The 20,131-nt window shown below is 60.1% G+C and carries 21 protein-coding genes and 6 pseudogenes; 13 read left to right on the forward strand and 14 right to left on the reverse strand.

Translation table 11 applies throughout. The features are described 5' to 3' along the window. Nucleotide 1 precedes the first annotated feature (1 nt). Nucleotides 2-139, reverse strand: coding sequence for a hypothetical protein (locus QHC67_RS01975; RefSeq protein ID WP_319290383.1), 138 nt, complete (start codon nt 137-139; stop codon nt 2-4). 300 nt (nt 140-439) lie between these two features. Between QHC67_RS01975 and QHC67_RS19165 the strand changes: the two genes are divergently transcribed. The 4 genes from QHC67_RS19165 (at nt 440) to QHC67_RS01990 (ending at nt 4,814) form a co-directional block, all read left to right on the forward strand. Next, entirely contained in the window at nt 440-694 is a 255-nt protein-coding gene (locus QHC67_RS19165) for an IclR family transcriptional regulator C-terminal domain-containing protein (RefSeq protein WP_413818471.1), read from the forward strand. 266 nt (nt 695-960) lie between these two features. After that, nucleotides 961-1,683, forward strand: coding sequence for a GntR family transcriptional regulator (locus QHC67_RS01980; RefSeq protein WP_319290385.1), 723 nt, complete (start codon nt 961-963; stop codon nt 1,681-1,683). 151 nt (nt 1,684-1,834) lie between these two features. Further along, nucleotides 1,835-3,928 (forward strand): TonB-dependent receptor, encoded by a 2,094-nt coding sequence (locus QHC67_RS01985; protein WP_319290387.1) that lies wholly within the window; start codon nt 1,835-1,837, stop codon nt 3,926-3,928. Nucleotides 3,929-3,983: 55 nt separating this feature from the next. Next, entirely contained in the window at nt 3,984-4,814 is an 831-nt protein-coding gene (locus QHC67_RS01990; RefSeq protein WP_319290389.1) for an SDR family NAD(P)-dependent oxidoreductase, read from the forward strand. Between the two features lie 39 nt (nt 4,815-4,853). On the opposite strand, the gene QHC67_RS01995 is transcribed toward QHC67_RS01990, so the two are convergent. After that, the gene (locus QHC67_RS01995) at nt 4,854-5,741 is read right to left on the reverse strand and encodes a VOC family protein (protein WP_319290391.1); all 888 of its coding nucleotides are present in this window, start codon (nt 5,739-5,741) and stop codon (nt 4,854-4,856) included. Nucleotides 5,742-5,943: 202 nt separating this feature from the next. Between QHC67_RS01995 and QHC67_RS02000 the strand changes: the two genes are divergently transcribed. From QHC67_RS02000 to QHC67_RS02015, 4 genes are all read left to right on the forward strand, one after another. Further along, nucleotides 5,944-7,302, forward strand: coding sequence for a Rieske 2Fe-2S domain-containing protein (locus QHC67_RS02000; RefSeq protein WP_319290393.1), 1,359 nt, complete (start codon nt 5,944-5,946; stop codon nt 7,300-7,302). Beyond that, nucleotides 7,299-7,787: an aromatic-ring-hydroxylating dioxygenase subunit beta gene (locus QHC67_RS02005; RefSeq protein ID WP_319290395.1), complete on the forward strand. Its 489-nt coding sequence runs from the start codon at nt 7,299-7,301 to the stop codon at nt 7,785-7,787. The genes QHC67_RS02000 and QHC67_RS02005 overlap by 4 nt, the downstream gene beginning before the upstream one ends. Before the next feature lie 115 nt (nt 7,788-7,902). Further along, a complete protein-coding gene (locus QHC67_RS02010; protein ID WP_319290397.1) occupies nt 7,903-8,748 on the forward strand; it encodes an alpha/beta hydrolase in 846 nt (281 codons plus the stop codon). A gap of 64 nt (nt 8,749-8,812) precedes the next feature. Further along, nucleotides 8,813-10,402 (forward strand): long-chain fatty acid--CoA ligase, encoded by a 1,590-nt coding sequence (locus QHC67_RS02015; RefSeq protein ID WP_319290399.1) that lies wholly within the window; start codon nt 8,813-8,815, stop codon nt 10,400-10,402. A 301-nt stretch (nt 10,403-10,703) separates the two neighbouring features. On the opposite strand, the gene QHC67_RS02020 is transcribed toward QHC67_RS02015, so the two are convergent. From QHC67_RS02020 to QHC67_RS02070, 11 genes and pseudogenes are all read right to left on the reverse strand, one after another. Next, entirely contained in the window at nt 10,704-10,931 is a 228-nt protein-coding gene (locus tag QHC67_RS02020; protein ID WP_319290402.1) for a hypothetical protein, read from the reverse strand. Then, nucleotides 10,912-11,091, reverse strand: a complete 180-nt coding sequence (locus QHC67_RS02025; RefSeq protein WP_319290405.1) for a hypothetical protein — start codon at nt 11,089-11,091, stop codon at nt 10,912-10,914. Before QHC67_RS02025 ends, QHC67_RS02020 begins: the two co-directional genes overlap by 20 nt. 46 nt (nt 11,092-11,137) lie before the next feature. Further along, the gene (locus QHC67_RS02030) at nt 11,138-11,707 is read right to left on the reverse strand and encodes a transposase (protein WP_319290407.1); all 570 of its coding nucleotides are present in this window, start codon (nt 11,705-11,707) and stop codon (nt 11,138-11,140) included. Next, nucleotides 11,667-12,155, reverse strand: coding sequence for a group II intron maturase-specific domain-containing protein (locus tag QHC67_RS02035; protein ID WP_319290429.1), 489 nt, complete (start codon nt 12,153-12,155; stop codon nt 11,667-11,669). The genes QHC67_RS02030 and QHC67_RS02035 overlap by 41 nt, the downstream gene beginning before the upstream one ends. Continuing rightward, nucleotides 12,156-12,233 (reverse strand): annotated as a pseudogene (locus QHC67_RS02040) (hypothetical protein); the annotation flags it as partial. 330 nt (nt 12,234-12,563) lie between these two features. After that, nucleotides 12,564-13,340, reverse strand: coding sequence for a hypothetical protein (locus tag QHC67_RS02045; RefSeq protein ID WP_319290409.1), 777 nt, complete (start codon nt 13,338-13,340; stop codon nt 12,564-12,566). Continuing rightward, entirely contained in the window at nt 13,337-13,537 is a 201-nt protein-coding gene (locus QHC67_RS02050; protein WP_413818472.1) for a TrbG/VirB9 family P-type conjugative transfer protein, read from the reverse strand. Before QHC67_RS02050 ends, QHC67_RS02045 begins: the two co-directional genes overlap by 4 nt. Further along, a pseudogene (gene trbF / locus QHC67_RS02055) lies at nt 13,534-14,109 on the reverse strand (conjugal transfer protein TrbF); the annotation flags it as partial. The gene QHC67_RS02050 and the pseudogene trbF, both read right to left, overlap by 4 nt. 65 nt (nt 14,110-14,174) lie before the next feature. Next, nucleotides 14,175-15,233: pseudogene (locus tag QHC67_RS02060) on the reverse strand (TolC family protein); the annotation flags it as partial. A gap of 53 nt (nt 15,234-15,286) precedes the next feature. After that, nucleotides 15,287-15,613, reverse strand: coding sequence for a hypothetical protein (locus QHC67_RS02065; protein WP_319290411.1), 327 nt, complete (start codon nt 15,611-15,613; stop codon nt 15,287-15,289). A 129-nt stretch (nt 15,614-15,742) separates the two neighbouring features. Continuing rightward, complete coding sequence (locus QHC67_RS02070; protein WP_319290413.1) at nt 15,743-17,080, reverse strand: MFS transporter; 1,338 nt, start codon at nt 17,078-17,080, stop codon at nt 15,743-15,745. A gap of 119 nt (nt 17,081-17,199) precedes the next feature. Here QHC67_RS02070 and QHC67_RS02075 point away from each other — a divergent pair, with 119 nt between their 5' ends. The 4 genes and pseudogenes from QHC67_RS02075 to QHC67_RS02090 all read left to right on the forward strand — a co-directional run. Continuing rightward, on the forward strand, nt 17,200-17,469 hold the full coding sequence (locus QHC67_RS02075) for a metal-sensing transcriptional repressor (RefSeq protein ID WP_137785169.1): 270 nt from the start codon (nt 17,200-17,202) through the stop codon (nt 17,467-17,469). 135 nt (nt 17,470-17,604) lie between these two features. Next, nucleotides 17,605-18,018, forward strand: a complete 414-nt coding sequence (locus QHC67_RS02080; protein ID WP_319290417.1) for a rhodanese-like domain-containing protein — start codon at nt 17,605-17,607, stop codon at nt 18,016-18,018. Beyond that, nucleotides 18,018-18,317 (forward strand): annotated as a pseudogene (locus QHC67_RS02085) (chromate resistance protein ChrB domain-containing protein); the annotation flags it as partial. The gene QHC67_RS02080 and the pseudogene QHC67_RS02085, both read left to right, overlap by 1 nt. Before the next feature lie 278 nt (nt 18,318-18,595). Then, nucleotides 18,596-18,840 (forward strand): annotated as a pseudogene (locus QHC67_RS02090) (chromate transporter); the annotation flags it as partial. 80 nt (nt 18,841-18,920) lie between these two features. On the opposite strand, the pseudogene QHC67_RS02095 reads toward QHC67_RS02090, so the two are convergent. After that, nucleotides 18,921-19,430 (reverse strand): annotated as a pseudogene (locus tag QHC67_RS02095) (copper-binding protein); the annotation flags it as partial. Between the two features lie 66 nt (nt 19,431-19,496). Here QHC67_RS02095 and QHC67_RS02100 point away from each other — a divergent pair. Beyond that, nucleotides 19,497-20,131 (forward strand): IS110 family transposase (locus QHC67_RS02100; RefSeq protein WP_319290431.1); only part of this gene is annotated, 635 nt, incomplete at its 3' end.

The following is a 20,131-nucleotide window of genomic DNA, read 5'->3' on the forward strand; positions in this document are numbered from 1 at the left end:
ATCAGTCGGTGAACATCACATAGCTATCGAGGCCTTCGAGTTCCGTATCGATGATCGCGCTGATGATGGACCAGTCGCCATGGGCGAAGTCGCCGCCGCCATAGACGTCTGCGCACGCGCGTTGGAACGGATTCAGCATTGCGGGGCCTCCCGGTCGAGGGTTGCGAAGTGCGCCCAGCACGCTTCGATCGCCGCATCGAGCGTGGCACAATCGGCGAGCGGCAGAGACGCGGCACCGCTCGGCGTGATGACCCGCGCGTTTGGCGTCCAGACTGGGTCCGCCAGCCCTTCCGGCCAATTGTGAAAGCCGTGCGGATACAGAAGAGCCGGTAGGAGCGATCGAGCTCCATCGCACACAGCCAGCGGGCATTGCCGTCGATGTCGACCATCGCGAGCGGCAAGCAGCGCGAACCGCTTCGTTGCGCTCACGTCCCGGACAATCGTTGATCCTGCCGGACTTGATGCCGAGCTACGCCGCGTCAAGCGGCGGGGCTATGCCGTGGATGACGGCGAGATTTCTGATGAGCTCGTTTGCGTTGCCGTGCCCGTATATTGCACAGGCGGCCGAGTGCTTGCTGCCATATCGGTTTTTTCGCAGGTTAGGTGCGCGACGTTGCGGGGCTCGCACGACAAGTTAGTGCCGAGCCTTGTTGTGATAGCCGAACAGATTGCAGCACTGGTGCCCCGATCCTAGTCACCGCTGCGAACCGATTGTGCCGCCAAGCCTAGGCAACAGCGCAATTGCCATGCCAAGAGCTAAATCTTTCGCGGATCAGAGGTTCTGAAGTTTGGCGAGCCGGCGTGGCGTAACATGCTGAGGTGTATTAGCTTTTTGGAATCGAGAAGTTCGGCCCATGCCTATTCAAAGGTAGTTCTCCCTGGCGCGAGGCATCAGATCGTTTCATTTCTTATTGACGTGACATGTCAGAGTGCTAACCGAGGCTTAGCAAGGAGAGGGCGTTGAAACAATTGCACACCGCTGTCGATCGCCAGTCGCATCTTGCGCTAGTCCAGACGGACGATATTGCGGACCCTTCAGGTAAGGCAGGTCGCGTGGCAGTGGAGATGGAGCGTCGCCTGATGCTGGGAGAGTACCAGTTTGGCGAGACCCTTTCTATTGCTCAACTGACACGCCAGTTTGATGCAAGTCGGCAGCCGGTTGCTGCCGCAATTGGGCATCTTCGTAGTTCTGGATACGTCGAAGTGATTCCGCGGGTTGGTTGCCGTGTGGTTTCCCCGTCTGCAACAGAAATAGGAGATTTTTTTGTAGCGTTGGGCAAGCTGGAGGCTGCGGCAGCCGGCTTTGCTGCGCGGCGATACGAGGGTGAGCAGGGTAACGTGCTAGCCGAAATAGCTGATCGCGGCACAGCAATGTGGCTCGAAACCCAAACCGAGCGCCTAGACTACATAACAAACTTGTATGATTATCATCGGCAGATCTGGGCGATGGCTAAATCTCCGTCGCTCGAGGGGCGAGTTGCTATTATGCGTCGACTTGCCACATTTTACCTGTGGCAAGGTCAGGCTAAACTCCTTCCGACCAGCGCGCGTCTGTTGAGCGTAGAGAGATCCGAAATTCAGCAGGCTATCAAAGCACGGGACGCATTTCGTGCTGAAATACTGATGGAAAAGCACGTGGCACACAAGCCATTCGTCAATGGAATTATGATGAATGCACCATGACCAAATTATAAATCTAGATAAAGCTCGAATGCGGGCTATGTAAGGGAGGAGTGTTGTGAAACCTATTTCGAAATCTATACTTTATGCATCCGTAGCATTTTCAAGTCCGGTATTGGCGCAAACTGCCGGATCTGAGACTCCGCAAGCAAATGTGTCTGCTGAAGCGACGCCTGCACGCGCGGAAATTGGTCTAGAAGATATAGTCGTCACGGCGACACGCCGCGAGGAACGTCTTCAGAACATACCGGTGGCAGTCACCGCACTGACCAGTGAAGCGATCGAGAGTTCGGGCGTGCAGGACGTAAGGAGCCTGACACAAGTCGTTCCTGGCTTTTTTGGCGGAAAGAATATCGGCTTATTTCTGCCCGTCATTCGCGGGGTTGGATCCTCCAGCGTTTCAGCTGCCGACGAGGCGAATGTTGCAACCTACATCGACGGCGTCTATCAGCCGGACCCCTATTCGACGTTCGTCGATTTGGCTGAAGTTGAACGTGTTGAGGTTCTTAGAGGCCCGCAGGGGACAGTATTTGGGCGAAACGCGACCGGTGGTCTCATCAACGTCATAACGCCGGATCCCTCCTTCGACTTGCGCGGGAATATCAGCGCTCGTTACGGTCGGCTGAGGAATGATGCCTCCGATGTCGATGCGAAGGCGTATATCACGGGCGGGCTGACCGAAACATTGGCGGCCGATCTTTCGGTGGTTTACCGAAAAACCGATGACTACATCACCGATCTCGTGCGTGGTGGAAACCTCGGCGGAAACCGGATATTCAATCTTCGTGGGAAGCTGCTGTGGGAGGCAAGTGACGCAGCGCGATTCGTTCTGACAGCAGAATATGCTGATCAGGATGGATCAACCAACACTACACAGCCGTTCAATGGTAACACCGCAGGTCGCCGGTTCACCGGAGCCATTGTGCCAACCAAAGCATGGCAGTCGTCGGCCGATACGGTGCCCGTTCTCGATTTCAAGCGCTTCAATCTGGCGCTCCGGACGCGGTTCGACCTTGGATCGGTGAACTTGGAAACGACTACTGGTTACATGCATACCCGGACAGTTCAGGTGACTGACTCGGACGCATCAAACATTTTCCTGGGCGTAGTGTCGGCGAATGAGCCGAATATCAACACAAAGTCTCTCAGCCAGGAAATCCGTTTGCTCTCAACTGAGCCAGGGCCGTTTCAATGGTTGATTGGCCTGTACGGCTTCAGCCTCGATTCAGAGTCCGGGCTCCGCATTCTTTCGCAGCCCGCTGGCCCCGGCACGGTGCAATCGTCAACCTCCCTAAACCCGACCCTTAAGACGGAGTCCTACTCAGGATTTGGCGAAGGCACCTATCGACTCGTTCCGCAGCTGTTCCTGACCCTTGGCGTTCGGTACACTTGGGAACAGCGCAAATTCGAGCAAATTGCGAACGGTATAAACCTGTTCGGAGAGGCCAGCCGTAGTTTCGATAAGGTAACGTATCGCGGCGCGCTTCGGTACGAGTTTGCGGACAGTGCGAACATCTACGCGACATATGGTACCGGATATAAAAGCGGTGTGTACAACTTCACCTCAACCACACCCACGCCGGTCGATCCTGAGACGATTGATGCATATGAGATCGGGCTCAAGGTGGATCCATTGTCATGGCTCCGCATGAATATTTCGACTTATTATTATGATTATCAAAATCTGCAGGTCGTCGCCCGGGCGCCGGCTGGAAACACGTTCATTCTCCAAAATGCGGCATCCGCCGAGATTTACGGGGGCGAGATAGAGCTTACTGCAGCAGTGACACGGCATTTGAAAGTTCGGGCGTCAGCTGCTTACACGCACAGTGCATACAAGGACTTTCCGAACGCACAAGGATTTGTGCCGCTTCCCATCGGCGGAAACTCCTCAGTGTCCGAAGACGCGTCCGGTAATCAGCTTACCAGGTCGCCTGAAAGCTCGCTTGCTCTGGGCGTCGTGTGGAACAAGGAACTTGCGAACGGCACCTTCGGCGTCGCAGGAAATGTCTACCACAGCTCCAGGGTTTATTTCGACTTCGCAAACCGCTTTTCTCAAAAGCCTTACACGCTCGTGAGCGGCGAGCTTTCATACACTACCTCCAATGCCAATTGGCGGTTCACGCTTTGGGCAACCAATTTGACCAATCAGCAGGTCTATCGCGAAATCAGGAACGGGCCGTTGACCACCGATGTAACGTACGAGTCGCCACGGCGCGTCGGCGTTGGCGCGTCCTACCGATTCTAAAAACGATTGTTGGCGATCTTGGAAGCTGATCGTCACAGCTCTGAAGGGAGTAAAGATGATCAGCTTCAAGGATAAAGTCGCAGTTGTGACCGGTGGCGCCGCCGGGATCGGCGCAGCGACCGTGCGAAAGTTCGCCGAGCTTGGGGCGGCGGTGGTAGTAGCGGACGTCGACGCGGCGGCCGCCACTGCACTGATCACGGCGCTGAAGGGCGATGGGCTAGAAGCGTCTTTTGCTCAAACGGACGTGCTTGTCGAGGAGGACATCAAGGCGGCAATTGAACACGCTGTTTCAGCCTATGGAGGACTCGATATCCTGCACAACAATGCGGGGATCCCCAGAACGCAGGCGCCCGACGCGGAGGTCACTGATATGACGGCGCAGATGTGGCGAAAAACGCTGGACGGCCATCTCACCAGTGTCATGCTGGGGTGCAAATACGCAATACCGCATATGCGCCGTCGCGGAGGCGGAGCAATCGTCAACACGTCGTCCGGCGGAGCGCTAGCGGCTACAGTCGATCTGACCGCTTACAGCGCGGCGAAAGCTGGTGTGCATGCACTTACGCGGGAAGTCGCGGTCGCATATGGCCGTGATAATATTCGTTGCAATGCCGTGGTACCCGGTGCGGTTCTGACAGCGCGCGGCAGGGCGACATTGCCGCCCGAGATATTGCAGTTGTTCGCGGACGAGACCCCGCTGCCGTACCTCGCCGAGCCGGAAGACATCGCAGACATCGCCGTGTACCTCGCATCCGACCGCGCTAGGATGATTACTGGGCAGGCGATTCTGGCCGACGGTGGAATGTTGAGTAAGTTGCCCTATTGGTCGTGGAAGCTCCGCGCCGTTCGTGGCGAGGAGTTCGATCTCAGTGCAGCCCGATATTAGCTGAATAAAGCCGGAGACTATGAGCTGCCGGCCTTCACATCAGAGCTCGACGTCGAGCATACCTGACACTTCGGGGCCGTGCCCAAACACGTCATTTGTATGGTATTGCTGCTGGCTGAACGATTTCGCGCTTCCCCAGCCGAGTTCGAGCAACCAGCCGGATGGCGTCGCAAAGTAAAAGGTCAGTGCTTCGTCGTTCGAATGTTTGCCAAGCTGTAAGGCCACATCAATACCCTGGGAGCGGACCACGTCATGGGCTTTTCCAAGATCGTTCAGCTCGGTGTATTCGAGCATCAGGTGATTTAGACGCTTAGGCCCGTTCACGCCAAATGCGATAGAATGCTGTCGATCGTTACAGTGCATGAACGTCGGCTCCGCGCGACCGATAGGCGTGTTGAGGTGATATTGGATGAAACCCTCAAGACCTAGAAGCTTGTAAAAGCGATGGGATGCGACCGGATCATCGGCGTGAACAAGAATATGACCTAGCCCTTCGGCACCGGTCTTGAACTTGCCGTGCATGCGGCGTCCAGGATGAAACGGCATGTCCATCGCAATTAACGGCCCATAAAATAATTCGACCAGATTTCCGCTTGGATCTGCCAGCTTTATCAAGCCGAGTACTCGACGCTCAGCCGCTTCCTGGACGGTGCCTGCTATGTACGGAATATCCGCAGTATCCAGCCGGCCAGCAACTTCGTCCAGCGCGTCCTGATCTGCAACCCGCCAGCCCATGTAGGCCAGATCGTCTTCCCCGCCGATGTGCATCACAAAGCGATGATGCCAATAATCCATTCGCAAGTAGAACCTGTCAGGTTCCCCTTCGTCGAACACTTCCAGCCCCGCAACGTCTGCTGCGAACCGCCGCCACGCATCGCCGTCCGAGATGTGAAGCCCGACATAGCCAAGCTCAGTCACTTTACTCACTAGACACCTCCCAGCTTTTTTCGCGAGCAATCATCTAGCACCGTGACATGCCAGTGGCAAGCGGCGCTTCTCGCGGAGATCTCCTTTGTTGTGGGGCAGACGTGCACTAAGCGCACAGCTCAAACAACCGGGCTTGCGTAAAAAGGGCCAGTGATGCTAAGCAGTGTGACATGTCACGAAGAAAACCGACTTGGAGAGGTGTATGACGACTCCTGATAAAGCTGGACTTGAAGCGCTGATTGAGGAGCGCGACGCGGATGGCGTCTTTCGGATCCATCGGACAATGTTCACCGATCCTAGCTTGTTTGAATTTGAAATGGAGCATGTTTTCGCGGCGGGTTGGGTTTATCTTGCCCATGAAAGTCAGGTTCCTAAACCCAACGATTTTGTGACATGCTATATTGGTCAGCAGCCAGTAATTCTATCGCGACAGATCGATGGAGGACTGAAGGCATTTCTCAACACCTGCCAGCATCGCGGAGCAATGCTTGAGACGCGTGCAAGTGGGAACCGGAAGCTATTTATCTGCCCCTTCCACAGCTGGAGCTATCGCAACGACGGCGAACTGATCGGATGCGGAGACATGGCGCAAGCAGGCTATGGCCCCGGTTTCAGCAAGGCCAATCTCGGGTTGAAGGCTGTCGCGCGGGTCGAAAACTATCGAGGCTTCATATTTGGCTCGCTTAACCGCGACATCATGAGCCTACCGGACTACCTGGGCGGCGCGAAGGCGTTCATCGACCTCGTGGTCGACCAAGACGAGAACGGGCAGATCGACGTAATCCCGGGGCCACAGGTCTACACCTTCGATGGCAACTGGAAGTTGCAGGCTGAGAACGGCGTGGACGGCTATCATGTCGGTTCAATCCACAGTAATTACATTTTGACTACTAATAACCGCCAGCGAATCGCCGCCGGAAATGACGTGGTTAGCGCGGTCGACGTGTCGGGGTTCAACAAGTTGGCGGGCGGGTATTACGCATTCGAAAACGGTCACGTCGTTCTGTGGAACGAGCTTCCGAACCCGCAGGTTCGTCCCGCCCACGCCTCCCACGAAAAGTTTGAAGCCCGGTTCGGTGCAGATCGTGCGCATTGGATGACGCATACTTGGCGTAATCTTTTCATTTTCCCCAACCTGTTGCTGATGGACCAGATGAGCAGCCAAATCCGTACTTTCCGGCCGCTGGCCGTTGATAAGACCGAAGTCAAGGCGTTCGGCTTTGTCCCGCATGACGAGGCTGCCCATCTGCTCCCCGTGCGCATCCGCCAATATGAGGATTTCTTCAACGCATCGGGGCTAGCCACCCCGGACGATTTGGCGGCGTTCAACGCGACGCAAGCCGGCTTTGCTGCGCGTCACGCCGAGTGGAGCGATGTCTCACGCGGGTGGGCGCACATGCGACAAGGCGGTGATGAGCGCGCGGAGAAGCTTGGCTGTGCGCCGCAATACTACGGCACGCATCTTCAGGATGAGGGCATTTTCCTGAACCAGCATCGTTATTGGCGGAAAATGATGATGGATGGCGCGCAGCGCACGGACCTGCTGGAGGCAGCAGAATGAGCGAGACCCAATTGTCTCGGGCTGCCGATCTGGTGCGTCTGGAAGGCTGGTTTCTCGACAATCGGGATTGGAACGCTTGGTTAGACCTGTATGCGCGATCAGCGACTTACTGGTTGCCGTGCTGGTTGGACGAGGACAATTATACCAGCGATCCACATCGACAGATGTCGTTGATCTACTATCCCAATCGGACTGGCCTAGAGGATCGCGTGTACCGGATACGGACAGACCAGTCGCTTGCATCTCTGCCGCTACCACGAACCTGCCATATCACGTCGGTGATATCGAGCAGGTTCGAAGAAGATCGCGTCATCGTGCAATCGAACTGGGTCGTTTACAGCTATAAGCTGGGAAAGCAGCACAACTTCTTTGGTCAACAGCGCCACGATTTCGAGCCCGATGGTCAGGACCTGAAAATCGTGTCTCGCAAAGTAATTCTAGCAAATGATATCATTCCCAACGTGCTGGATATCTATAGTATTTGAAGGCGAGATATTGCCGCATGTGTGCAAGAACTGATCGCTGCGTTGTTTACGACTTGCGCCGCGGAACACGTCGTGGGTTTGGGATGCTGGCGGCAATCGGCTGAATGCCGATGCAATGACTGAGGAGATTGAAGTGAGTAATCCAGAAATCGGCAAATCGGTTCAAGCCGGCGGCATTCGCACCAATTATATCGAAGCGGGGGAGAACAATGCCGAAGCGCTGTTGTTGATTCACGGCTCCGGACCAGGTGTAACCGCCTTCGCCAACTGGAACGGGATTATCCCAGCCTTTGCCGAGCATTATCATGTTTATGCGCCCGACATGGTGGGCTTCGGTTATACCGAGTGTCCGGCGGAGGTCGCCGATTTTACGCTCGATTTCTGGGTGGATCACGTCGTCGCGTTCATGGATGCGCTGGGGATCACGAAGGCGCGGTTTATAGGAAATAGCTACGGCGGCGCGCTCAGTCTCGCTATCGCAGCACGCCATCCGAAGCGCGTCGTGAAGTTCGTTCTTATGGGGGCTGCCGGTCTTCGGTTCGAAATGAGCGACGGCCTGCGCGAGGTTTGGGGCTACGAACCCTCGCTCCGCAATATGCGCAAGTTGATGGAAACCTTTGCCTACGACCCATCGCTGGTGAAGGACGCAATTGTGGAGTCGCGTCACGAGGCAAGTATCCGCCCCGGCAGCCATGAAAATTTCTCGCGCCTCTTCCCGGAACCTCGTCAGGAAAAGCTCGACCGTCTTGCCACGCCGGAAGATGAGGTTCGCGCGATCACCGCGCCGGCATTGATCGTTCACGGTCGGGAGGACATGATTGTTCCGGTCGAGGTGGCCTATCGCTATTCAGCGCTGCTGCAGAACTCCGAGCTTCACGTGTTCGGCAAATGCGGACACTGGACGCAGATCGAGAAGCGCGACCGGTTTATTGAGATCGTCCTAAGTTTCCTTACAGAATAGTCTGCATCGCCCAGCAGAGGTGTAGCAGCGGCAACCCGCTGAGGTATTTACAGGAGAAAAATGGATGAGCCCTTACCCCGGACTCATGCAGCACGCGCAGCTGTCGATCATCGACATCTTGCGTTTCGCGGCAGTTGCACATGGAACGCGTGAAATTGTTTCAAAGTTGATCGGCGAGCCGATCTGGCGTTCTGATTATGCTGGAACGTTTGCGCGTGTGGCGCAGGCCGCACATATGCTGACCGCTTTGGGAGTGGCACAGGGCGATCGTGTTTCGTCGCTGGCGTGGAACACGCATCGCCATTTCGAACTGTTCTACGCCGTGCCTGGCATGGGGGCGGTACTGCATACCGCCAACCCCCGGTTACCCGATGAGCATCTCGTCTACACCATCAACCATGCCGGCAGCCGCGTGCTGAGCTACGACGCCAACCTCGAGGAAATCGTCGAACGGCTCAAGCCGCAGTTCACGACAATCGAGCACTTCATTGCGCTCACTGCCGGCGACTATGACGCACGCATCGCAGGGGCTCCGACCATCTTCGGCTGGCCGCGCCTTGAAGAAAATAGCGGCGCTTTCCTTTGCTACACCTCTGGTACGACGGGCGACCCGAAGGGGGCACTCTATTCGCACCGTTCGGTCGTACTGCACGCGCTGGCAGCCGGGCTTCCGGGTGCACTCAATTTCAGTGCTTTCGACGTTATCATGCCATGCCAGTCCCTCTACCATGCAACCGCTTGGGGTCTGCCGTTCGCGGGCGCCATCAATGGGTCGAAGTTCGTTTTTCCTGGCGAGCGGCTCGATGGCGCCAATTTGCAGCAACTGATTGAGACCGAGCAGGTTACCTTTTCTGGCGGCGTACCGACCATCTGGACAATGTATTTGACGCACCTTGATCAGACCGGTGGAACGCCGGGCAGCCTTCAGCGTGTCATAATTGGAGGCTCGGCGGTCCCCCGCGCAATGGCTGAAACGTTCGAGCGTCGTTACGGGGTCAAGGTCCAGCAGATATGGGGCATGACCGAGACGTCGCCTTTGGGAGTCGTTTCAACCCCGACCCCGGCGCTCGAGACACTAGGGGAGGAAGAGGCAGCCGAGGTCATCTGGACTCGTCAGGGCCGAATGATGTTCGGTATCGAAATGCGCATCGTCGATGAGGACGGCGCCGATTTGCAGCATGACGGTGAACAGTCGGGCGCGCTCCATGTACGTGGTCCGTGGGTGCTCTCGCGCTATTTCCGGACGGACGAGCTGGCGACTGATGCTGATAGCTGGTTCGATACTGGCGACATTGCCACCATCGATAGGTTTGGCTTCATGCGCATCACCGATCGTAAGAAGGACGTGATCAAGTCCGGCGGTGAATGGATCAGTTCCATTGATCTAGAGAATGTAGCGGTTGCGTGTCCGGGCGTGAAGATAGCCGCCGTGGTCGGCATTCCTCACCCGAAATGGGAAGAGCGACCGCTCCTTTTGATCGAGGCTCATGACAACGCCGACATTGATGAACATATCATTGCCGACTGGCTCGCCGAACGGGTAGTACGATGGTGGATGCCTGATCGCATCATTTTTGAATCCATTCCACTTACCGCCACCGGCAAGATCGACAAGAAGATCATTCGTGAAAGACATGCCAATCTGCTCCTTTGAGTGAGACATATCGCCTTTAGTCGGGGAGAACTTGGCCCTGAGTGGACGGCCGTCCGTTGGGATATGAGGAAAGCACCAATGTACCACGCCGGACCACGCAGACATTCCTTCGGTCGCCGGCCGAAGGGCCGCCTCTGTACTGCCCGATCTCGATATCTACGCTGCAGCAGGCACCATCATCGCGCCTTGAGTAAGACGGGTCAACGGCGAAACGCCGCAAAGCGATCAGCAATGGACATTTCGAATCCGCCTCAATTGATGCATGAGCGGCAAAATATGCCGCTACTCAGCGTGAGGCGTCCTATTCGGTCTCTGTTTCCGGGTTGATTGGGATCTTGGCGGCTTGTTCTACCGCCGTCTGGCCCTTAGGCGGGCGCAGCTCTGCCTTCAAGCCAAGCGAGGCGTTGAAGGTTTTGCCACATGGGGTTCCCGTAACATTTTCCCCAGAAGTAGCGGTAGTGAGAATGGCGGAAAGCAGCCATTTTTGATGATTCCATTTTTCTAAGTATTCAAATTCGCAGCTGGGCATTTTTGGACTTTCCGGCGCCTTTACGCACCAATTGGTGGTGTGGCTCGATGGTGAAACGCATGACGCCCTTAATGTTGATGTGACGGTGCGCGATTGGCGCAATATGCGTCAGATGCTCAGTTGGGTAGAGGGCAGGATCGGCCTTGATTTCGGTCTGCATCGCCGCAGTATTCCAAGCCAGCACGACGTTAGAGTATCCGTGATGATCAAGCGCTAGATTTCTGCCAGCAGCGGTCTGCTTTGAGGAGAGCGTTTGCGGTGACGACAAGCTTTCGCATGACAGCGGTAATTGCGATTTTGGCTGGTTTTCCGGCGGTGATGAGTTGCTGGTACTTGGCTTTGAGGTCTGGATTGAAGCGCGCAGCGACCAGAGCAGGCATGTAGAGGGCCTGCCGCACGTTGGCTCTGCCACCGCGGATGAAGCTCTTCCCTTTCCACTGTCCGGACTGGCGTGCGACGGGTGCAAGGCCAGCCAGTGCAGCGGCCTGTTTGTTCTCAAGGCTGCCGAGTTCAGGCATGGTGGCGATGAGTTGGTTGGCGGTCAGCGTTCCCACGCCCGCGATGCTGGTCAGGATCTGGTGCCGACGGGCGAGTGTGGCATCGGCAGCAACAAGAGTGGCGATCTTGGCATCGAGCGCCTCGATATGTCGGTCGATCTGTTCAAGCCGTTGCCGACACTGGCGCTTGAGCAGAGCGATGGTGAGGTTTTTCTCGCGGTTCTTGAGTGCCGTACGATCACGCACCAGCCCGTCGCGGGCATTGATGAGCTCTGCCATCTGCACCTGCTGCATGCTGCGTGCAGGCCTGATCGCAGGTTGCAGGGTGGCAGCCATGCGCGCCAGAAGCATGACCGGCCGCTGGCACCCGGTACCACTTCCGCATCAAAGGCTTGATCCGGGAACGATATTTGCGTGCCAGCCAGTGCGCCAATTTCCAGAACACGACTTGGTCGATGCGCCGGAATGTGCGCGCTGTGAAGTCGGTGAACTTGTAGAACGCCGCCCAGCCCGTCAGTTGACGGTTCAGGCTGGCGACCATGTCCACCGCGGCAACTTCGTGATTACCGGAGAGCGCTTTGACCAGTCGGTGACCGAAGGTCCTGGCTTTCTCTCTGGGGATCGTGGTGACCACGGACATGCGTCCGCTCGATCCCCGTTTGCGAATGATCCGGTGCCCCAGAAAAACGAACCCGTCATCGACGTGTGTAATATGGCTCTTATCCATATTCAGCGTCAATTTCAGTCGCCCTTCCAAAAAGTCCCGGCATTCTTCACGGATGGCTTCGGCCTGCGCCTTGGTGCCCTTGACGGTGACAACGAAGTCATCGGCATAACGGCAGTACCCAACGGTCGTCGCTTGCCGTTGGCTTTCGGGATATAGATCCGCTTGACCGGCTGTGGGTGGTAATTCCCGCTCAGCAGGTCCGCTCGCAAGCTGGCCAGATTTTCTGCCAGTCCAGCCTGCATGCGTTGCTTGTCTATTCCGTCAATGCCCGGGGTATGGGCGCCGCTAGACGCCAACACGATCCGAGCCGCCTCACCAAGCCACGTCTCGTCGGCAATAAGCCGAAAAAGACGGTCGAACCTACGGTTCGGGTCGTCTTCGGCCCATGTTGCGAGCTTGTGCTGCATTTCACTGATTATCAAAGGTCCGCTCCGTCACCTGCGCGGTGACGAGGCCGGGGAGGTCGGATCGAAGCCCGGTGATTAGGCTTGCCGCGATGACACTGCCGGCGGACAGCATGTCCGGCGACACCGGTGAGCTCAACCGATGCTCATTCACGTCGCCGCCGGTGTCGCGCGCTGCGACGAAGTCGGCCTTATGCTGCTGGGCATTGGGGTCGCGATCTGGATCGATCGCGAGCCGAGCCTCCTGCGCAGGCGCTGCCGGGGGAGACGACGGTGCCGCATCGGCGCCGCGGGTCGGATCGGTGCGGCCGGATTGCACCAGCAATCCCGATTCGCGCGCCGCCTTCAACTCTGCTGCCCGTCGATCCCGTTCGGTCGCGGCGGCCTGTTCCGCTCGACCGGTTTCGCCGTTCGCCGGCGCGATGCCCATCGCGCGCTGATGATCGAGGATCGGCCGGCCGAGATCGCCCGGCAATGGCGGTCCGAGCTTGGGCACGTCGCCATAGCTCCCCGGCAGTCCGCTCAGCGTATCGGCCGGTGCCTTTGCCGCGACCGTCTGTTCATCGGCTTGTCCAGCGAGGTGCAATGCGGACGGCCGCAGCGCGACCCAGGCCGTCGCGATCAGGCTGACCGAACCAAGCGCGGCGATCGCCACCACAGCGCCGCGCTTGAAACGGATCGCCCGCGCCGGCTGGGCGCGAAGCGCCAGCGTTTCCGGGTCCACCTTGCCCGGTGTGGCGGGGGTCTCGGGTGCCGGTGGGGCCGCCGCCTCGACGGTCATGATCCCCTCCGCGCGGGCGCGCCTTCGGCCACCCGGTTGATGCGGACAATCTGCTGGTGCTTCGTGCCGAGGCGAAGCTCGGCGACGTCGAAGATCCGATCGACGATGTAGAAGCGGTTCTTCACGCGATAGTTGACGAGCTGGGCATCGCCTTTCCGGTCTACCAGAAAAATCGGCGGCGCCTCGCCGACGGCCAGCGTTGCCGGGAACCCGCCTCGCTCCCGCGCTCATAGGCCGTCTCGGTCCATTTGACCTGGAAGGAGCGATCCGATGCACGGACGACGCTGGTCACCTGGACCGATACGGTGCGCTCGCCGATCCTGGCGAAGGGGCCCGCGGCCCGCGCATAGTCACCGAGGAACTGGCTTCCTCGCGTCGTGGCGAAGTCATAGGCCGATAGCCAATCGCGGCGCATCAGCACCGGATCGAGCGAGACCCCGCGGACATTCTCGATGAACTTGGCCAGATGGCAGGCGATCTGGGGATCGGTGGGCTTATATCCCGCTTCGGCCTCGGTCACCGCCCGGGCCTCGCCCAGATGGTCGACCTCGACGACATAGGGCGTGACCCGGCTTTGGAGCGACTGCCAGATGAGTGCGCCCGACATTGCCGTCGTTAGGGACAGCGTGCCGAACGCCATCAACCGCCAGTTGCGGGCCTGGACGCGGGCCGATCCGATGCGGTCATCCCAGGCCTGGCCGGCGCGTTGATAGGGCGTCTCGGGCTCGGGCGTCTGGGCGTAACGCTGGACGGCGCGCTTAAAGAACATGGGGCTTGAAGATCATGGCTCAATCTTCCCTTTCCTTGATGTCGGGGGTGGCGGACCCGAGCATCTGAAGCGGCAAGTTCGGCGACCGCCGCCTGCGCCTCGGCGCGCGCCTCGTTGCGCGCCACCGCAAGGCGGGCCTCGGCGGCATCGATCTCGGCCCGAGACGCCGCGATGTTACCGCGGTTGCGGTCGAAGATGTGCAACGGGATCGAGATGCCCCCGACGACGGCAGTCGAGTTTTCATAATCGAGCCGCCGCACGCCGACACTAGCGGTGATGTCCGGTGTCGCGCGCCGCCGCTCGACCTCGAACCGCCGTGATGCCGTCTCTCGTTCGGCCTGCGCCACGATGAAAGTCGAGGTTGATTGCGGATCGACCGGACCGACGGGGGCGTTCGGGCCGCCGTCGAGCAGTGATTCCGACAGGCTTGCATAGGGCCGCTCGGTCCCGACGAGCGCCGAAAGGCGCGCATAGGCGCTAATGCGGTTCGCCCTGGCGAGTTCGAGCGCGGCGCTCTCCTCGTTAAGCGCGGACTGGGCCTGGAGCGCGCGGAGCCTTGCCTCCTTGCCAGCGCCGACCAGCGCTTGTGCGGCATGGAGATCGCTCTGCGCTTCTTCCACTTCGTCTTCCGCGAGGCTGATCCGTCGGTCGGCTATTTCAGCGGCCGCATAGGCACGCGCCAGATCATAGGCGAAGGCCACGCGTGCGTCGCGGTCGCGCGCGCGTGACAGAGCGACGCCCGCTCGCCCGGCGGCAATCCGCGCCGATCGCTTGCCACCGAGTTCGATCGGCTGGCTATATTGCACTGTCGTCTCGGCCCGGTCGAACCCGCTATAGGGGGATGAACCCGCGACATTCTCGGTCATCACGCTGATGCTGGGATTGGGACGGGCGCGGGCCTGCTCGGATAGCCCCTCGGCGCGGCGTATTTCCGCTTCGCTGACGGCGAGACGCGGCGCGTCACCGGCTTGGCGCAGCAGCGTCGCGTAAGGCGGTGCGACCTGCGCCTGAGTGGGCGCGGTTTCGGTCTGGGCGTGCGCGCCCACACTCAGGGCCACGACACAGGTCGCGACCATCATGCCGGACACCGCGCGACGCGGCAGCCGGCCCATAAAGGCTTTCATGTTCTTGTCCCCTTGAAGGTTGCAATGGCGACGCGCCGATCCAGCGCGTGCGGTCAGCCTCGGGGGGGACGGAGAATTGATAGAGGGGCAATGGAGCGCGAGCCCTCGGCCACGCCGAGAGTCCAGCTCGCAGAAAGCGGTGCCAGAACGGCTGTCACCACCGGCGGCGCCGGCACAACGATGGTCTGGAGCACGACATGGGCGGCCATGTGCATGAGGTCGGCCTGATCGGGCTGCTGGCCGGGGGCATGATCATGATGGTCGGTCTCGAGGCTGACGACATGGTCCCCGTCATGGACATGCGGCATCGCGTCATGCCAGTTGGCGAGCGCCAGCATCCCGAACAACGCCAGAATCGCCAATAGCGCCGGAAGGCGCATGCGAATGCCTCCCTGCGCGGGAAGGCGCGATCTGGCCGACGATGCCGTCATGTCGGCGAACCTATCGCGCATGGTGCGGATCGACAAGCACATCGCTGATGCGGTGCAGCAAATGTGAAACGTCCGCCGTCATTGCCGGGGCCAGTGATGATGAAGATCGTCGATGACGAAGGCGTGCGGCTGCGCAGCGCGATGATGTTCGCGCAGATGCGGATGGTCGGGCGACAGATCGGCATGATCATGCTCGACCGCATCGGGATCGCCCTGCGGCCAGACCCAAAGCGCGACAGTCGTACCGACCAGGGCAATCGCTGCCATGGCACTGAACGCCGCTGCCTGGCCGGCTCCCGCGCCGAGTTGCCCGACCAGCGGATAGCAGATCAGCCAGCAACAATGGCTGAGCGCGAATTGCGCGGCGAACAGCGCGGGCCGGTCATCGGCATTGGCCGAACGCTTGAGTAGGCGACCCGACGGGGTGACGCTCATCGAATAGGCGACGCCGAGAACGAACCAGCCCGCCAGTATGACATGCCAGTAGCCAGCACCCTGGCCGAAACTTGCAGTCAGCACGGCCAGCAGGCCGAGGCCGATCGTCATCGCGACCGCGGCGCCGATCATGATCGTGCGATCGGCAACCCGGTCGAGGATCCGCGGCAGGGTCAGGGCGGCAAGGATCGAACCGCCGCCGAACGCCGCCAGCGTGAAAGCGACATCGCGCTGCGAAAGGCCGAGATTGCCGCGCACGATCACGACCGTGTTGACGATCACCATCGAACTCGCCGCGGCGGATGCGAGCGTGAGCGCGAGCAGTCCGCGCAGGCGCGGCGTCTTCAAGTAGATGCGCGTGCCCCGCGTGGTCTTGGCGTAGATGCCGCCTTCGCGCGGCGCTGATGCAGCCGCCTTCGGCAGCACGGTCGAGACGACCAGCGCGGCCGAGCAGAGGAAGCCGATCGCGGTGCCCGAGAACAGCCAATGGAAGTTGATGACTGTGAGCAGTGCCGCGGCGAGGATCGGGCTGGTCAGGCTCTCCATGTCATAGGCAAGCCGCGAGAGTGAAAAGGCGCGGGTATAATCTCGTTCTTCTGGCAGCACGTCGGGGATAGTCGCCTGGAAGGTCGGCGTGAACGCGGCCGATGCGGATTGCAGGACGAATATCAAGACATAGACTTGCCAGACCTGATCGACGAACGGAAGGCAGATCGCGACGCCCGCTCGTATCAGGTCCATGCTGACGAGGAAGGCACGGCGCGGCAACCTGTCGGCAAAGGCGCCGACCACAGGCGCGACGCCGATATAGGCGACCATCTTGATCGCAAGCGCAGTCCCTAGCACCGCACCCGCGCTGCCGCCGGCGATGTCATAGGCGAGCAGGCCGAGCGCCACCGTCGCAAGCCCCGTGCCGACGAGCGCGATGACCTGCGCCAGAAACAGGTGGCGATAGGTCCGATTGGCAAGAACGGATAGCATGTCTGGGAGATGTCCCGATTGACCCGAATCTATCCCCCCAGGGGGATATAGGATTGCTTGAGCTATCCTCCCGGGGAGGATAAGTAAACCCGAGGCGAACGGCTGGCGGGATATGCGCGATGACGGATCACAGGCACGACAGTCACCCCGCGATCGTCAAGCGACTCAATCGTGCGGGCGGCCATCTGCGCAGCATCGTCGAGATGATCGAGGGGGGGCGGCCCTGCATCGACATCGCCCAGCAGCTCCACGCGGTCGAGAAGGCGATCACCAACGCAAAGAAGGCGCTGATCAACGATCATATCGACCACTGCCTCGCTCATGCGGAACAGACCGAAGGGGTCGGTTCGGCAGTCGAGGAGTTCCGGACGATCTCCAAATATTTGTAGCAATAACAACAGTAGCGCGAACACACGGTTGACAGACTCGGTCACACAGGCATTAGATCGGTGCCATGGGGATCGCGATCACCCCATGAGGCGACATGCTGAAGTATCGCGTCCTGCTTTCATCGAGGACGCCGCATGCCTGCTCTCAACACGATTCCCATCGACAAGCTTGTTCGTCTCGTCGGCACCGCCAAGGGACCGGCGATCATCGACGTCCGGACAGACGAGGATTTTGCCGCCGACGCCCGGCTGATCCCGGGCGCGGTCCGCCGGCCATGGGCCGAGGTCGCCAACTGGGCGGCAGACTATCGCGGCAAGGGCGTGGTCGTCGCCTGCCGCGAAGGGCACAAGCTCAGCCAGGGCGCGGCGGCATGGCTGCGCCAAGCCGGGGCCGACGCGGAAGCGCTGGATGGCGGTATCCACGCCTGGATCCAGGCGGGCCATCCCCTGGTGCCGGAATCGGCCTTGCCGCCGCGCGATGCACAGGGCCGGACAGTCTGGGTCACGCGCGCGCGGCCCAAGTTGACCGCATCGCCTGCCCTTGGCTGATCCGGCGCTTCGTCGATCCGAACGCCGTCTTCCTGTTCGTCGCGCCAGCCGAGGTCGCGGGCGTCGCCGAACGGTTCGGGGCCACGCCATTCGATGTGGAGGGCGACGGCGTCACCTGGAGCCACGATGGCGAGCGCTGCACCTTCGACGTGATGGTGGACGGCTTCGGCCTGGGCGGTCTCAAGCCGCTCACCCATCTTGCGCTGATCGTTCGCGGCGCCGATACGGCGCGGCCCGATCTCGTGCCCGAGGCCGCGGGGCTCGTCGCGCTGTCGCTCGGCCTGTCCCGCATGTTCGCCGACGATCTCGAGCAACTCGACGCGGGCATGCTCGTCTATGATGCGCTCTATCGCTGGTGCCGCGACGCGACCGGTGAAACCCATGACTGGGTCTCGCCAGCCCAAGGGCGCGCGTGCCAAGGCGGTGACGGCATGAGTACCGCGTCCATCGACATGACAGGCGCGCCGACGCGGGCTACCATTGCTCCGGTATCGCTCGGCGAGGCCTTCTGGGTCTGGCTCAGGATCGCTGCCTTGTCGTTCGGCGGCCCCGCCGGGCAGATCGCTGTGATGCACCGCACGGGGCGGCCAAGGGCGCCATCGTCGAGGATGCCGACACGCTGCTCGGGGAGGAACTGCCCGCGCATGCCAGCCCCACCATCGGCCAGTCGTTGCGCCAAGCCGTGGTGTGGCTGGCACTTTGGCTCGCCCCGTAGCCGCGCTGCTGCTGATCGCAGGGCAAGGCAGCGTCTTCACCCAGATCGCGACCTTCTTCTCGACCATGGCGGTGGTGACGTTCGGCGGTGCCTATGCGGTGCTCGCCTAGCCCCGCGCCGACCAGCGCGAGCATCCCGATCAGGACAAAGAAGCGATTGCGGACCGACCAGCGGATGAGGTGAGCGATCACTGGCCCGCGACCTTCGCCATGCGCCGCACGGCCGGTCCCGCAGGCGGCCGATCGAAACCGAAGCGCACGCGGTCGCCGGTCTTCAGGCCGCGCGCGATCTTCGGATCGGGGAGCTGGAAGGTCATCGTCATCGCCGGCCAGCCGATCGCCGGCACCGGCTCGTGGCTGAGTGTCACCGAATTGGCCGTGATCTGCTCGATCTTGCCCACGGTCTCGTAGAGCGCCGCTGTAGCGGCGGGCTTGGCAACTGCGGCCGGAGTGGCCCCGCCGATCGGCCGTGCCTCCACGCCCGAGAGGTTAGCCTCGGAGTCGATCAAGAATTGGCCCGAGGCGACGATCTTCTCGCCCTCGCTCAAGCCCGCCAGGATTTCGGTGCCGTCGCCGGATTCACGACCAGTTTGTACCTCGGCAGGCCGGTAGCGCCCCTTGTCGAGCGCGAGCATCACCAGTGTCCGCTTGCCGGTGCGGATCAGCGCTTCGGACGGCACCAGCAGTGTTGGGTTGGACGGCTCCCAACGGCATCGTGATGTGCCAGGATGAGGTCGTTGAACACTCATATGAAGGAGCCGCCCGTGACAGATATTATCCGCATCGGCATCGACACGTCAAAGAGCGTTTTTCAGCTTCACGGAGTGAATGCTGCAGAACAGCCAGTACTGCGCAAGCAGCTAAGCCGCCGTGAGATGGTCAAGTTCTTCCAGAAGCTGCCGCCAACGCTCGTTGCGATTGAAGCGTGTGGTGCCTCCCATCATTGGGCGCGCCTGCTCAGCTCCTTCGGACATGAGGTAAAGCTGATCGCGCCCCAGTTAGCCAAACCCTATGTCAAGCGTGGCAAGAATGACGCGGCCGATGCTGAGGCACTATGCGAGGCCGTGAGCCGCCCGACGATGCGCTTCGTGCCGGTTAAAACCGCAGACCAACAGGCGGCGCTCATGCTCGTCGGCGTGCGCACGCGTCTGATCAAAAGACGCACGCAGCTTGCCAACGCCGTCCGCGGGTTCGCAGCCGAATTTGGGGTGACTACGGCAAGCGGCATGTGCCGGATCGAGCCCTTGCTTGAGACGATAGCTGCGGATGAGACAATCCCAGCTTTGGCGCGTGAACTGTTTGCGCTCCATGCGGAGGAGTACGGCGCCCTCAAGTGCGAGATCGAGCGGGTCGAGGAGAAGCTGATGGCATGGCATCGCAGCGATGAATGCAGCCAGCG

The organism is Sphingobium sp., from assembly GCF_033795625.1.
GTDB lineage: Bacteria > Pseudomonadota > Alphaproteobacteria > Sphingomonadales > Sphingomonadaceae > Sphingobium.

Coding starts and splice junctions, on each gene's coding strand:
- QHC67_RS01975 (WP_319290383.1), bottom strand. CDS start 139: ATGCTGAATCCGTTCCAACGCGCGTGCGCAGACGTCTATGGCGGCGGC.
- QHC67_RS01990 (WP_319290389.1), top strand. CDS start 3,984: ATGATCAGCTTCAAGGATAAAGTCGCAGTTGTGACCGGTGGCGCCGCC.
- QHC67_RS02000 (WP_319290393.1), top strand. CDS start 5,944: ATGACGACTCCTGATAAAGCTGGACTTGAAGCGCTGATTGAGGAGCGC.
- QHC67_RS02005 (WP_319290395.1), top strand. CDS start 7,299: ATGAGCGAGACCCAATTGTCTCGGGCTGCCGATCTGGTGCGTCTGGAA.
- QHC67_RS02010 (WP_319290397.1), top strand. CDS start 7,903: ATGACTGAGGAGATTGAAGTGAGTAATCCAGAAATCGGCAAATCGGTT.
- QHC67_RS02015 (WP_319290399.1), top strand. CDS start 8,813: ATGAGCCCTTACCCCGGACTCATGCAGCACGCGCAGCTGTCGATCATC.
- QHC67_RS02020 (WP_319290402.1), bottom strand. CDS start 10,931: ATGCCCAGCTGCGAATTTGAATACTTAGAAAAATGGAATCATCAAAAA.
- QHC67_RS02025 (WP_319290405.1), bottom strand. CDS start 11,091: ATGCAGACCGAAATCAAGGCCGATCCTGCCCTCTACCCAACTGAGCAT.
- QHC67_RS02030 (WP_319290407.1), bottom strand. CDS start 11,707: ATGGCAGAGCTCATCAATGCCCGCGACGGGCTGGTGCGTGATCGTACG.
- QHC67_RS02035 (WP_319290429.1), bottom strand. CDS start 12,155: ATGGATAAGAGCCATATTACACACGTCGATGACGGGTTCGTTTTTCTG.
- QHC67_RS02045 (WP_319290409.1), bottom strand. CDS start 13,340: ATGACCGTCGAGGCGGCGGCCCCACCGGCACCCGAGACCCCCGCCACA.
- QHC67_RS02065 (WP_319290411.1), bottom strand. CDS start 15,613: ATGCGCCTTCCGGCGCTATTGGCGATTCTGGCGTTGTTCGGGATGCTG.
- QHC67_RS02070 (WP_319290413.1), bottom strand. CDS start 17,080: ATGCTATCCGTTCTTGCCAATCGGACCTATCGCCACCTGTTTCTGGCG.
- QHC67_RS02075 (WP_137785169.1), top strand. CDS start 17,200: ATGACGGATCACAGGCACGACAGTCACCCCGCGATCGTCAAGCGACTC.
- QHC67_RS02080 (WP_319290417.1), top strand. CDS start 17,605: ATGCCTGCTCTCAACACGATTCCCATCGACAAGCTTGTTCGTCTCGTC.